A 12,800-nucleotide genomic window follows, 5' to 3' on the forward strand; every position below is an offset into this window, starting at 1 on the left:
GACAGCCTGGTTGAACTGGTTGAACGAGTGCCGGATGGACTGGTCGGATGCCGCGGCAACTGCACCGCCGGCACCAAGGGAGACCGCCACGGACAGGGTAGTGAGGGCGATCCGGCGCTTGGCCCTCCGGCGGGCAGCCAGTTCGTCAACCGGAGGTGCAGCAATCGCGTTTTCGGCGGGTTCAGGGTCAACCCGAAGCGTCCCGTTGGCTCCGGCCATCAGGGCCAGCAGCTCGGCAGAAGGCTCCGGTGCATAAGAGGCCAGGGCGCGAAGCTCGAGAAGGACGGGGCGGAGCTGGCTGTCGCCGTCCAAGTCGGCCTCCAACAGCAGCTGGTCGACGGACCCGTCACGGCGGAATCCTGCAGTGTCACTCATGGTTTGCCTGGTTTCTTTTGAGCGTCTGTGCCTTGAGGTTTTGAAGGGCCCGGCGCTGGAGCTGCTTGATTGCCCCTTCGCTCTTGCCCATGATGCCGGCCACCTGTTCTATGGACAGGTCAGCCACCACGCGAAGGGCAAGCACTTCCTGGTGTTCGTCGCTGAGCCCGTCCAGCAGGGCGGCGGCCGCGCCGTTGAGCTCCACCACACAGTGTTCTGCGGAGGGGGTGCTCCGGCTGTCCTCCAGCGGGTCGTAAGGAGTCAGCTGGGGCCGGCGTTCCAGCCGCCGGTAGTGGTCCACCATTCGGGCGTGGGCAATGGAGAAGATGAGTGACTTGGCCCCTTGCAGCCCGCCGGTGAGGCCGCTGATCTGCGGGAAGAACGCCAGGAACACGTCCTGGGTTACCGCTTCGGGATCGTCGACACCGCGTGCCTTGAGGTATCCCAGCACCGGCCCCGCGAAGGACCGGTAGGCAACGCCGAACACCACAGCCGGGTCGGTTCCGGCTGCGTCGTCGAATATGTCGATCTCTTCTTGGGCCAAAGTGTCTAGCACCGGCGGCTCCTCCATCCCGGAGCAAGAGAATGCCAATCCCGGGTTCACGGTGCGGTCTGCGGGTCCTGCGCTTACTTTCCCGCTGCCTTTCGGCAGGTAATTCCGGCCTTCATTCCGGACCGGCCTCCCCAAGGGCAGGCGATGTTCCTGAAAGGGCAGCTCCTGGAATCGAGGACTGCCGTACTGCGGGAAACGGATCGTGTGCCGTTTCCCGCAGTACACACTAGCTAAAGGCGCTTAGCGGACCGAAACCGACGGGGCGTCCACAGCTGCACTGCCGCCGTCGACGGAGGCAGCAGGAACCTCGGGAACTGCAGGCACGGCCGGAACTGCCGGCTCGCCGTCGACACCCGGAACAGCCGGGATCGCCGGAACAGCAGGAACCTCGGGACGCTCAATCTCAACAGCGGCGGAACCACCGGTTGCGGCGCCTGCCTCTGCGGCAGCGTCAGCCTGCGCGGCGACGCCGGTGCAGAAGCCATCGATGTTTGCTTCACCCTGCGCTGCGATAGCCAGCGAGGAAAATCCTTCGGAAGAGGCGTTCAGGCCACCGTTGGTGAAAGCAGTGCAGAGGCCAAGGGCTGCAGCGCCGGCTGCATCAACTGCCGTACCGGCTGCGGCGGACACGGAAGCCTCGGCTGCAACGTTATCGCCGGAAACCGCGGCATCTCCTGCAGCTTCTGCTTCTGCGTCAGCGGAGGCATTGGTAGTGGCATCGGCAGCGGCGTCAGCGGTTGCCTGCGCGTCAGTGGCGGCTTCTGCTGCCAGGTGCGGAGCCGGGGCGCCGAAGAGATTGTGGGCGGTCTGCTGTGCTTCGGCCGGGAGGGCGCCGGAAACGGCAGCGGCGCCGGTTCCGCCGACGGCAATGGTGCCGGCTGCCAGTACTCCGGCGGCAACTTTGCTGGTGGCGAGAACGGTGAACAACGACATAAGACACTCCAAAAACCTAGACAACATATTTGATTCAGGTCCGTCGGGCGGACCCATCACCTCCTACATCGCAGGGGCAGGCGGAAAGGTTACGGGTGTCCAGAATCTTTCTCGCGGCCGTGTCAGCAGCCATCAGGGCGGCAGCCAGCGGGCAGCAGCAGGCGAGGCTAACGGACGGCGCTACGATCGATGCATGCCTGCGATCCCGGAGTCCCAGAAGAAGGCCAGCACCTGGCAGTCGATGGTGGACAGCAACAAAGCCCTCCTTCTGCGGAAAACCGGGGAAGACACCGCGCACTGGGTTGAGAAGGCCCGCGCCGCCGGCATCCGGAACGACGGCGAGCTCCGCACCTGGATGCGCGACAGCTTCGGGGTGACCGGGTACGCCCAATACGCAGTGTCCTGGGAGATGTTCGGCTACCCGGAATTTATGCTGCGTGACGCCGACGAACTGATTGACGGGCAATATGCCAACCACCCGCACCTGAGGCCCATCGCGGACGCGCTCCTGACATGGGCGTCCGCAACCGACGGCGTGGAGATCCAGATGCGGAAGGGTTACGTGTCCCTCCACAGTGCCCGGCGGAAGTTCGCGCAGGTGACCCGGACCACCAATACTGCCGTAGACGTAACCCTCCGGCTCGACGCCCCTGCGGAAGGCCGGATCGAAACCGTCAGGACCCGGGCCGATGACCCTTTCACCCGCAAGGTTCGCCTCACCTCAGCCGACCAGGTGGATGACGGACTCTTGGAAATCCTGGCCGTGGCTTTGGAGCAGAACAGCTGACCGGGTTGCCGCAGGGTGCAGAGGGGGAAACATCCTAGGCGTCCACCATCTTTCCGTGGGCGTCATCGGCGTCCGCTTCCTCGAACTCCACGGCGGCAACGATTTCCTGTGTTTCGGGGTTGATCATAAAAGCCTCGTCGTCCTCCTCGACCATTAGGAAGTCGCCGTGGTCGGTGGAAAAGCGCCAGGCAAGGGTCTTCTTAGCGCCATAGACATAGTTGGGGTCGCCCATGGTGATCTTGATCAGCTCATATCCGGCAATGCTGCAAAGTTCGCGGATGATGATTTCGAAGTCCGGGGCGTCTTCCAAGGCCTCGGCATCAGCCTGGGCCAGGCGCTCCGGCAAGTCAGGGATCTGCGCAACAAGCCGCTCGATGTACGCGCCGATTTCCTCGTCGTCCAGCACCAGCAGGTCGGCCTGGCCCCGTAGCCAAGCGGCGTTGAGCGCAGTGATATTCTCCCGCTCCAGCAGCTCCTCAAACTCGCCGTCGAGCTCCTCCATGCGGAGAACGCCGTCGGGCCTTTCCTCTGACTCATCCAGGCCGCCGTCGAGGTAGTGCTCCTCGTCTTCTTCGGACAGGTCGTCGTAAGCCGCCACTGTACGGTTGAACAGGTCAAGGTGGGCGTCGGCACCCATCCCTGCCATGCCTTCACGGATCAGCCTGTCCGTTTCGGCCCGGTCGACGGCGGTGAAAACGTACTGCGCGAAGCCGCCCTCCAGCGCCTGCGTGAGGTAAAAGTCCACGTAGTAGCCGCGGACGGCTACGGGGGACATCTCTTCGGCGCGGAGCAGGGCGGTGTGCATCGCGTCCACAATGCTGACGTTAGCCTCCACGACGTCCTCGTCGCTGGAATCGATGCTGCTGCTGGTCAGGACGACGGGCTGCTGGCTGGTGATCATGGCAATCCTCACGGCTGTTAGCGGGTGGTGCTCGTACGCTTTTCACGCTACGTGCGCCGTTCCTTCAAGGCGTTGAGGGGGAAGTGAACGTCCGGCGAAGTTTGTGGGACCGGTATGGTAGCGGAAGGGCGTTACCCGGCATCAGCCGGGAAAGCTACCCCGGGCCGCGCACCAACAGATCCCCGTTTGACCAGCAGGTGCCAGGTATCGTTGTAGCCGCTCTTTTTCGCAGTGTCGGTGATGCCCTTGGTGACGAAACCAAAGCGCGGATTTTCGATGTCGCCCACCACCACGCCAATGGTGTTCAATTCCCCCGTGTTCATGTTCCGCGCAAGTTCGTTGGGCCGGCGGTTCAGCTCTTCCGCCGCCGCCAGCACGCGCTCCCTCTCATCGTCGCTTACGGCCCCGTACTGAGTTGATCCGGCCATGCCTTCCACCCTCGAAAAAACGGCGGCACGCCCTCCCCCGCGGGCCAACTAAGATGGATCAGATAACCAACCACCGGCCCCGGCCCCGCCGTGGCCTGCTGAAAGTAGCGCGCACCATGCCATCCCAACCGGACGAAAGTGCGGCACTGGCAATACAGACCCCCGCCATTAACGACCGTTCCCTGGCGGCCGGGCTCGCTTACGCCATGGGAAGCCGCGTCTCCGCTATTTCATTCGACGCCGCAACCGGGCTCATGCTGGGCAAGGTCCGCGGCGGCGCTGACCTGCCCTATTCCACCACCGCCAAGCTGGTCCGCAAGGGTGGCGGCTGGAGCTGCACCGTGGGTGTGTGCAGCTGCCCTGTCCGGAAGGACTGCAAGCACGTGGCGGCACTGCTCTTCGCCGCCGAGGACAACCCGGCCACCCGCGTCCAGCTGCTTTCACCGGCCACCGCCACCCAGGTATCGCGCGAACCATCCGGCGCCGTTTCTGACTGGGAACGCGCCCTCAGCCCGCTGATCTCCCAGCCCGGCGCCGCTCCGTCCAGCAACGGCGTCCCGCTGGCCCTCCAGTTCGAGATCGAGGAGCCGGCGCCGCACTTTTCCTACACAGGCCGCCGGGATCCGCTCCGCAGCGTGCGCCAGCTCAAAGCCCGTCCGGTGATCATGGGGGCCAAGGGCAAGTGGATCCGCGGCGACGTCTCCTGGAACACCCTGAGCTACCTGAATTTCCGGCGCGAGTGCAATGAATCGCACGTGGAGTGGATGCAGGAGTTCCTGGCCGCCCACTCCGCCTCGGCCAGCCGCATGCACAACTCCTCCGGCCTCTGGCTGGGACTGAACACCTACTCGGGAAAGAACCTTTGGAGCCTGCTGGTCGACGCCAAGAAGATCGGCCTGGCGCTGGTCCACTCGCGTGGCAGCGAGCCGGTGCGGCTCGCTGAGTCCCCCGCCGCCGTCGGCCTTAACCTGGGCCGTTACGGCTCTCCCGTCGCTGACCCTTCCGCTGCGGGGCCGGGCACCACCGCCGCACCCCGGCACAGCATGGCGTCCGACGGCGGGCTGGAGCTTGCGCCCACCGTCACCGTTGAGGGAGTCGAGGTGGATCCGGCGTCGATCGGGACTATCGGCCGGCCGGCACATGGAATTTTTGTCACGTCCGGCGGGGCGTTGCCGGGCGAAGCCTTGCCCGGGGTGGGCGAGGCGCAGGCAGGTGACCCGGTCATCACGCTGGCGCCACTGGAAAGCGGCCTAAGCGAGGAACTGCTGTCGTTCGTGACTGCGGGCAGCACCCTCCACATTCCGGCCAAGGACGAGTCACGCTTCCTCACCGGCTTCTACCCCAAGCTGAAGCAGACGGCCCGGGTCACTGCCCGCGACGAGTCCGTTGAGCTGCCCACCCTGGCTGTCCCCACACTCTCCCTGCTGGCGAACTACGGTGCTGACCACCGGGTGCGGCTGCATTGGGAATGGCACTACAAAACGGGAAACCTGGTCACTGCCCAACCGCTGTGGCGGCACCCCGGCGACCACGGCTACCGCGACGACACCGCCGAAGCGCGCATCCTTGAAGGCATCGGCCGGCCATGGGACGCAGTTCCGGCATTGGGTGAATCCGCCACCGGCGGCTGGGGCACCCCCCGGCTCGCAGCGTCCGTGGAGCTGAAGGGCCTGGACACGCTCGCGTTCACGGAGGAAGTGCTGCCCCGCCTGCGCCAGGCTCCGGACGTTGACGTCGACACCGTGGGCGACATCGCCGACTACCGCGAAGCTGAGGAAGCGCCGGTGGTTTCCATCTCGACCAAAGCCACTGAGCAGCGCGACTGGTTCGACCTCGGCATCCAGATCACCCTCGAAGGCCAGCCGGTGTCCTTCGCCGCGGTGTTCTCAGCGCTTGCCGCGGGACAAACCAAGATGCTGCTGCCCAGCGGCGCATACTTTTCGCTGGACCTGCCCGAACTGCACCAACTGCGGGCGTTGATCGAAGAGGCCCGCTCACTGCAGGACAACAAGGACGCGCCCCTGCAAATCAGCCGGTTCCAGGCAGGACTGTGGGACGAGCTGGCCCAGCTGGGGATCGTGGACGAGCAGGCAGCGGCCTGGCGCTCAGCTGTTGGCGGTCTGCTGGAAGGCGGCGTGGACGGCCTGCAGCTGCCTGCCACCCTGAACGCGGAGCTGCGGCCCTACCAGCTGGAGGGCTTTAACTGGCTGACCTTCCTGTACCGGCACAGCCTGGGCGGGATCCTTGCGGACGACATGGGCCTCGGCAAGACTGTGCAGGCCCTTGCCCTGATGTGCGCGGCGAAGGAACTGGCGCTGGCGGCAGCAGACGCTTCAACGCCCGACGCCGTCGCTCCCTTTTTGGTGGTGGCCCCCACCAGTGTTGTGGGCAACTGGGCCCTGGAAGCAGTGCGGTTCGCTCCCGGGTTGAAGGTCCAGGCGGTCGGTGAGACATTCGCAAAGAGCGGGCAGGACGTGGCTGCCGCATTGGCCGGGGCCGACATCGTGATCACCTCCTACGCCCTGTTCCGCATCGACTACGACGCCTACGCCTCGCGTGAATGGTCCGGCCTGGTGCTCGACGAGGCCCAGTTTGTGAAGAACCACCAGTCCAAGGCGTACCAGTGCGCCCGTAAACTGCCGGCGGCCTTCAAACTGGCCATCACGGGCACGCCGCTGGAGAACAACCTCATGGAATTCTGGGCGCTCACCTCAATAGTTGCGCCGGGGCTGTTTTCCAGTCCCAAGCGTTTCGCCGAGTACTACCAGAAGCCCGTGGAGAAAAACGGCGACAAAGGGCAACTGGACAAGCTGCGCCGTCGCGTCCGTCCGCTGATGATGCGACGCACCAAGGACCAGGTCATTAAGGACCTGCCGCCGAAGCAGGAGCAGATCCTGGAAGTTGTGCTCAACCCGCGCCACCAGAAGGTGTACCAGACGCACCTGCAGCGTGAACGGCAGAAGATCCTGGGCCTGATGAAGGACGTCAACAAGAACCGCTTTACCATCTTCCAGTCGCTGACCCTGTTGCGGCAGCTCAGCCTGGACGCCTCACTTGTGGATCCAACCCTTTCGTCAGTGCGCTCGAGCAAACTCGACGTGCTGTTCGAGCAACTTGAGGACTTGGTTGCGGAAGGCCACCGGGCCCTGATCTTCAGCCAGTTCACCGGGTTCCTGGGCAAGGTCCGGGAACGGCTGGACGAGGAAAAGATCGAGTACTGCTACCTCGACGGCGGCACCCGCAACCGTGCCGACGTGGTTAGCGAGTTCAAGAACGGCACTGCTCCGGTGTTCCTGATTTCGCTGAAGGCCGGCGGATTTGGATTGAACCTCACCGAGGCCGATTACGTGTTCCTGCTGGATCCCTGGTGGAACCCGGCGTCCGAGGCCCAGGCCGTGGACCGGACCCACCGGATTGGGCAGGCCCGAAACGTGATGGTCTACCGGCTCGTCGCCAAGGACACCATCGAGGAGAAGGTCATGGCGCTCAAGGCCCGGAAGTCGCAACTGTTCGCCGACGTCATGGAAGGTGACGCCTTGGCCGGTGGCGCCATCACGGCCGAAGACCTGGCGGGGCTGTTCCAGGAGTAGTGCACGCTGCTTTTCCGGCAACGTTGACGGTCCGTCGACCCGCAAAATCCTTGGTGCAGGTGAAATCTGCGTAACGCCCCGGATGTTGGGTAGCGCCAGGGAATTTGCGCAGCGCTGCCGCATTAGCGCTTCATGCATACCGCCTATGCTGGACACTAAACTGAAAACTACAACGTTGGAGAAGCGCGTGTCACAACGGGAACCAAGTGCCCTGACTCCACTGCGTCCGGACGCCTTCAGGACTCCCTACCGCGACCCCGCCTGGGACGGCCCTACCGACCCGGTCCTGGTTCCGGACCACCGCACTGGCGAGTGGGTACTGTTTTATACCCAGCGGCGCGCCGCCGCGGCCGGGCTGACCGGTGTCGAATGGGTGCACGGCACCGCCATCGGCGTAGCGAGATCGTCCGACGGCGGACAAAGCTGGAGCTACCAGGGCACCGTGGACGGACTGGTGCCTCCAGGAACGGAACAGCCCGCTACTCTTTGGGCTCCCGACGTCGTAAGAATCGGCGATCAGTGGATTATGTACCTGACTGTCCTCGGCGGGGTGCGGACGGACTGGACCGGCAGTGCTTCCATCGTCCAGTTTGCCAGCCACGATCTCGTGACGTGGGAGTACCTCGGGGCAGTCGACCTGGATTCGCCGCGGGTCATCGATGCCGCCGTCGCCCTCTGCGGGGATGGCCGCTACCGCCTCTGGTACAAGGACGAAGCCCGCGGCTCCAATACCTACAGCGCGGTCAGCGACAGGCCGCAGGACCCGTCGTCGTGGGTTCTTGAAGGACTCACCATCCCCGGCCGTCCACATGAAGGGCCCAAGGTCTTCCAGATCGCCGGGACCTACTGGATGATCGTGGACGAATGGCGAGGCCAAGCGATCTATCGGTCGGACGACGCCGACGGTAACTGGATCCGGCAGGAACACCTGGGCGGGCTCATCCTGACGCGACCGGAGCACGTGGACCGAAGGCCCGTCGTCGGACGCCATGCTGACGTGGTTCCCCTCGCAGCCAAGGAAGACGGGACGGAACGCGCCTTGCTGGTCTACTTCACCCACCCGCATTGGGGCGGTGAAGACATCGACACCATGGAACCTGACCCCAAAACACGCCTCAGCCATGTCCGGGCGGCGGTCTTGGAAGTCCGCGAGGGCAACCTGCTCTGCATCGAGCACTAAGCAGGGATACTAAGCGTGCCGAAACATGGCAAAGGGCCAAACCCTGGAACTATAAGCCGGCTGCTGCCGGCACCGGTCCAAGGTTTGGCCCTCTGCCTGAACGTACTCCGGGCGCCCCGCCCGGACTTTTCAAGTACCCGTCAGGTCCGCTGCGGGGAGCCGAGCTCCACCGGATCTTCATCCGTCAGGTACGCCAGCTCCGAGTGGGCGGCGAGGTCGATGCCCCGCATCTCGTCTTCCGGCTTAATGCGCAGTCCAATGGTCTTGTCCAGGATCTTCGCCAGAATCCAGGTGATGCCGAACGAGTAAGCCAGCACCGTGACAGTGGCCAGCGACTGGATACCGAGCTGTTCGGCACCGCCGCCGTAGAACAGTCCGTTGACGGCGTTCGGTGCGGCGTCGGTAGCAAACAGGCCGATCAGCAGGGTGCCGAGGATGCCGCCCACCAGGTGGACACCTACGACGTCGAGCGAATCGTCATAGCCCAGGCGGAACTTCAGCTCGATGGCCAGGGAGCAGACGGCCCCGGCAATGGCACCGATGGCCACCGCGCCGAGAGGGCTGACGGCACCACAGGCAGGGGTGATGGCGACCAGTGCCGAGATCAGGCCGGACGCCGCACCCATGCTGGTGGCTGCCCCGCGGCGAAGGCGCTCGACGAGTGCCCAGGCGAGTAGGCCCGCCGATGCAGCAACAGCTGTGTTCAGGAGAACCACCGACGCCGACTGGCCGGCGGAAAGTGCGGAGCCGGCGTTGAACCCGAACCAGCCCACCCACAGCAGTCCGGCGCCGATGAGCACCAGCGGCCGGCTGTGCGGCTTTGCGTGTTCCACCTTGGGCCAGCCTGAGCTCTTGCCCAGGACGAGTGCCAACGCCAGGGCAGCGGCGCCGGCGTTCATGTGCACAGCGGTTCCACCGGCGAAGTCGATGGCCTTGATGCCGCTGGCGATCCAGCCGCCGGTGACACTGCCGTCAGCGGCGGAGAAGGCGAACACCCAGTGCGCGATGGGGAAATAGACAATGGTCGCCCAGATGCCTGCGAACAGCATCCAGGCGCCGAACGTCATCCGCCCGGCTGCGGCTCCGGCCACCAAGGCAGTGGTGACGCAGGCGAAGAACAGCTGGAACGCGGCGAACAGGATCACCGGAATGGAAGCGCCCTCGTCCGCGGGAAGCAGCTGCGCCATGCCCGGGAATTCGGTGACGTCCCCGATGAGTCCCAGGCCCCCAACCGAGTTTCCAAAGGCCATTGAGTAACCAAAGAGCGCCCAGAGGACGGCCACCAGGCTGGCGCCGCCGAAACACATCATCATCATGTTCAGTATGCGGCGGGATCCCACCATGCCCCCATAAAAAAGTGCCAGGGCGGGGATCATCAAACAAACCAGCGCGGAGCTGGCCAGAATCCAAGCGACATTTCCCGAATCCATGGGAAACCCCTTTCGTAATGCGAAGAGAGAACGGAAACAGCCCGTTGAAGCCACTCCGGAGGAGGGACGCGGAGTCAGTGCCACCTTCAGCTGAGGGAAGCTTTTGCCGTCGTGCTCCAACTGTATGGCTGCAATTTTGGGGCAGGTTTCCGTTTCGTTAAATGATGGTTTCAGTCATTCACCCGCGAGTTTCAGCCGTCCCACTGATAGCGGCAGCCAAACATCCCACCACCCTGCACGTGGTGCTGCAACGCCCGTTTTCGGTTGTGTTGAAGCCGCAGTTCCAAGCCCCTTAAGTGGCCGGCAGCTATGCTGTTGAGAACCCGCTGCAGCAACGTACGGCACCGGCACGGCAGCTTCGAATCCTTCCCCCGCATCCAAAAGATAAGGAAGATCAGTGAACCAGGACCAGCCCTCAGCGCAGCGCGCCGCTCCCTTGGAGAATGAACCTGTAAAAGAACTGAGGGTGGGCGTCGTGGGCATTGGCTGGGCGGGCCAACAGCACCTCAAGGCCTACGATTCGCTGCCAGGGGTCCGCATCGTGTCCCTGGCAGGGATGGAGCAGGAACTCCGCGACTCCCTGCAGGCTGAATATTCCATTCCCAATGCCTTCGCGGACTGGAAAGACATGCTGGAGCAGGGCGATCTGGACGCGATCAGCGTGGCAGTGCCTACCTTCCTGCACGCACCCATTGCCGTGGCCGCCCTGGAACGCGGAATACACGTGCTGAGCGAGAAGCCGATCGCGCGTAACGCCACCGAGGGGCAGGCCATGGTGGACGCCGCGCGCAAGGCAGGACGCGTCCTGGACGTCGCCTTCAACCACCGCCGCCGCGGCGACATCCAGGCGCTGAAGGGTGTGATTGACGACGGCGGGCTCGGCCGGCCGTACTACGCCAAGGCATCCTGGCTGCGCCGCTCCGGCATCCCCACGCTGGGCAGCTGGTTCACCAATCCCGAACTCGCTGGCGGCGGACCGCTGGCAGACATCGGCGTCCACGCGCTGGACTACGCACTGCATCTTCTCGGCGAGCCCAAAGTGGTGGCCGTTTCCGCCGCCACCCACTCGGAGCTGGGCCCACAGGGGCGGGGCGGCGGCAGCGCTTATTCAGCCCTCGCCTCCAGCCACGCTTTCGAGGTGGAAGACTTCGCGTCCGCATTCCTCCGGCTTGAAGGCGGCGGGACCCTGCTGATCGAGGCGAGCTGGGCCACCTACCGGGAAACGGACGACCTCCTGGACTTCACGGTCTACGGGACGGACGGCGGCGCCGAACTCAAGGTGCAGGGCGCGCCGTTTCCGCCCGTAGGCCAGCTTCGGGTATTCACGGAAAAGGACGGCGAGAGCGCGGATTTCGTGCCGCCGGTATTGCCCGGCCGCGCGCATGATGGAGTTGTGGAAGACTTCGTGGCGGCGGTGCGCGGCGGCAAGGATGTCTGGGGTGAGCACGATGGATCCCTGGCGCTTTACCGGGCACAGATCATCGACGCGTGCTACCAGTCTGCACGGGAGCAAAAGGAGGTTCGTCTTTAATGAACGGCAAAGTAAGGATCCGGGTCTGGAACGAGGGCGTCCACGAAGCCATCAACGAGCCGTCCCACATCGGGGAGATCTACCCTGACGGCATCCACGGCGCCATCGCCGCAGGACTCCGTTCCTATTACCCCGAGGCAGAGATCACGACGGCGGTCCTGGCCACCGACGATGAACACGGCCTTGACGAGGAGGTTCTTGCCGAGACGGACGTCCTGCTCTGGTGGGGACACATGGCCCACCACGAGGTGAGCGACGCCGTCGTCGAACGCGTCCACCGTCACGTCCTGGGCGGAATGGGGCTGATCGTCCTCCACTCGGGGCACTTCGCCAAGGTGTTCACCAAGCTGCTGGGCACCAGCTGCTCACTCGCCTGGCGGAACGACGGCGAGCGCGAGCTGGTTTGGACCGTGAAGCCGTCGCATCCCATTGCCGAAGGCGTGGACAGCCCCATCGTTATCCCCGAGCAGGAGATGTACGGGGAACTGTTCGACATTCCGGACCCGGACGACCTGATCTTCATCAGCTCCTTTGCGGGCGGCGAGGTGTTCCGTTCCGGCGTCACCTTCACCCGGGGCAAGGGCCGCATCTTCTACTTCAGCCCCGGCGACCAGGAATACCCTGTGTACCACCACCCGCAGATTCAGCGGGTCCTGGCCAACGGGGTGCGCTGGGCCGCCCAGCCGGAGCTGGACCGTTCGATTCCGGAAGTGACCAACCCTGCCAGCGGCTGGTTCGAGGAAGCCTAGGATTCTCGCAGGCTGCAACAGCTCTGTTTAGCTCCTGAACCGGGGGATGCAGGGAACATGACGATTCCCACCGAAATTAATACGCCGGAAATCATGGTGGACGTAGATGTCCTGGATCGGAACATCGCCAGGATGGCCCAGGCCGTCGAGGCAAAGGGCCTGGCCCTGCGCCCCCACGCGAAGACCCACAAGATCCCCGAAATCGCAGGCCGGCAGCTGGCCGCTGGTGCTGCAGGCCTGACAGTGGCAACCATCGGCGAGGCGGAGGTGTTTGCGGCGCGGGGTGTGGACAACATCTTCATTGCCTACCCGCTGTGGATTTCGCCCCGGAAGGCCGAACGCC

General features: G+C 64.5%; 10 protein-coding genes and 2 pseudogenes. 6 read left to right on the top strand and 6 right to left on the bottom strand.

Annotated elements, in window-relative coordinates; genetic code table 11:
* The 3 genes and pseudogenes from AC5RWX_RS23860 to AC5RWX_RS23870 form a co-directional block, all read right to left on the bottom strand.
* Positions 1–375 (bottom strand): annotated as a pseudogene (locus AC5RWX_RS23860) (hypothetical protein); the annotation flags it as partial.
* Positions 368–946, bottom strand: coding sequence for an RNA polymerase sigma factor (locus AC5RWX_RS23865; RefSeq protein WP_494098775.1), 579 nt, complete (start codon positions 944–946; stop codon positions 368–370). The pseudogene AC5RWX_RS23860 and the gene AC5RWX_RS23865, both read right to left, overlap by 8 nt.
* A gap of 222 nt (positions 947–1,168) precedes the next feature.
* Positions 1,169–1,861 (bottom strand): protein tyrosine phosphatase, encoded by a 693-nt coding sequence (locus AC5RWX_RS23870; RefSeq protein WP_494098776.1) that lies wholly within the window; start codon positions 1,859–1,861, stop codon positions 1,169–1,171.
* 193 nt (positions 1,862–2,054) lie between these two features.
* Here AC5RWX_RS23870 and AC5RWX_RS23875 point away from each other — a divergent pair, with 193 nt between their 5' ends.
* On the top strand, positions 2,055–2,648 hold the full coding sequence (locus AC5RWX_RS23875; RefSeq protein ID WP_494098777.1) for a DUF5655 domain-containing protein: 594 nt from the start codon (positions 2,055–2,057) through the stop codon (positions 2,646–2,648).
* A 34-nt stretch (positions 2,649–2,682) separates the two neighbouring features.
* Here AC5RWX_RS23875 and AC5RWX_RS23880 read toward each other — a convergent pair whose 3' ends face one another.
* Both AC5RWX_RS23880 and AC5RWX_RS23885 read right to left on the bottom strand, forming a co-directional pair.
* Entirely contained in the window at positions 2,683–3,549 is an 867-nt protein-coding gene (locus AC5RWX_RS23880; RefSeq protein WP_494098778.1) for a DMP19 family protein, read from the bottom strand.
* Positions 3,550–3,758: 209 nt separating this feature from the next.
* Positions 3,759–3,962, bottom strand: a pseudogene (locus tag AC5RWX_RS23885) (LacI family transcriptional regulator); the annotation flags it as partial.
* Positions 3,963–4,093: 131 nt separating this feature from the next.
* Here AC5RWX_RS23885 and AC5RWX_RS23890 point away from each other — a divergent pair.
* Both AC5RWX_RS23890 and AC5RWX_RS23895 read left to right on the top strand, forming a co-directional pair.
* On the top strand, positions 4,094–7,567 hold the full coding sequence (locus tag AC5RWX_RS23890; protein WP_494098779.1) for a DEAD/DEAH box helicase: 3,474 nt from the start codon (positions 4,094–4,096) through the stop codon (positions 7,565–7,567).
* A gap of 187 nt (positions 7,568–7,754) precedes the next feature.
* Positions 7,755–8,747 (top strand): glycoside hydrolase family protein, encoded by a 993-nt coding sequence (locus AC5RWX_RS23895; protein WP_494098780.1) that lies wholly within the window; start codon positions 7,755–7,757, stop codon positions 8,745–8,747.
* Positions 8,748–8,887: 140 nt separating this feature from the next.
* Here the strand turns inward: AC5RWX_RS23895 and AC5RWX_RS23900 are convergent, their stop codons facing one another.
* Positions 8,888–10,177 (bottom strand): ammonium transporter, encoded by a 1,290-nt coding sequence (locus AC5RWX_RS23900; protein ID WP_494098781.1) that lies wholly within the window; start codon positions 10,175–10,177, stop codon positions 8,888–8,890.
* 397 nt (positions 10,178–10,574) lie between these two features.
* On the opposite strand from AC5RWX_RS23900, the gene AC5RWX_RS23905 reads away from it, so the two are divergent.
* The 3 genes from AC5RWX_RS23905 to AC5RWX_RS23915 all read left to right on the top strand — a co-directional run.
* Positions 10,575–11,708 (top strand): Gfo/Idh/MocA family protein, encoded by a 1,134-nt coding sequence (locus AC5RWX_RS23905; protein WP_494098782.1) that lies wholly within the window; start codon positions 10,575–10,577, stop codon positions 11,706–11,708.
* Complete coding sequence (locus tag AC5RWX_RS23910; protein WP_494098783.1) at positions 11,708–12,457, top strand: ThuA domain-containing protein; 750 nt, start codon at positions 11,708–11,710, stop codon at positions 12,455–12,457. Before AC5RWX_RS23905 ends, AC5RWX_RS23910 begins: the two co-directional genes overlap by 1 nt.
* A 57-nt stretch (positions 12,458–12,514) precedes the next feature.
* On the top strand, positions 12,515–12,800 hold a 286-nt coding region (locus AC5RWX_RS23915; protein ID WP_494098784.1), incomplete at its 3' end, for an alanine racemase.

The sequence above is a fragment of the Arthrobacter sp. SPT-J7 genome (assembly GCF_059089965.1).

Coding starts and splice junctions, on each gene's coding strand:
- AC5RWX_RS23865 (WP_494098775.1), bottom strand. CDS start 946: ATGGAGGAGCCGCCGGTGCTAGACACTTTGGCCCAAGAAGAGATCGAC.
- AC5RWX_RS23870 (WP_494098776.1), bottom strand. CDS start 1,861: ATGTCGTTGTTCACCGTTCTCGCCACCAGCAAAGTTGCCGCCGGAGTA.
- AC5RWX_RS23875 (WP_494098777.1), top strand. CDS start 2,055: ATGCCTGCGATCCCGGAGTCCCAGAAGAAGGCCAGCACCTGGCAGTCG.
- AC5RWX_RS23880 (WP_494098778.1), bottom strand. CDS start 3,549: ATGATCACCAGCCAGCAGCCCGTCGTCCTGACCAGCAGCAGCATCGAT.
- AC5RWX_RS23890 (WP_494098779.1), top strand. CDS start 4,094: ATGCCATCCCAACCGGACGAAAGTGCGGCACTGGCAATACAGACCCCC.
- AC5RWX_RS23900 (WP_494098781.1), bottom strand. CDS start 10,177: ATGGATTCGGGAAATGTCGCTTGGATTCTGGCCAGCTCCGCGCTGGTT.
- AC5RWX_RS23910 (WP_494098783.1), top strand. CDS start 11,708: ATGAACGGCAAAGTAAGGATCCGGGTCTGGAACGAGGGCGTCCACGAA.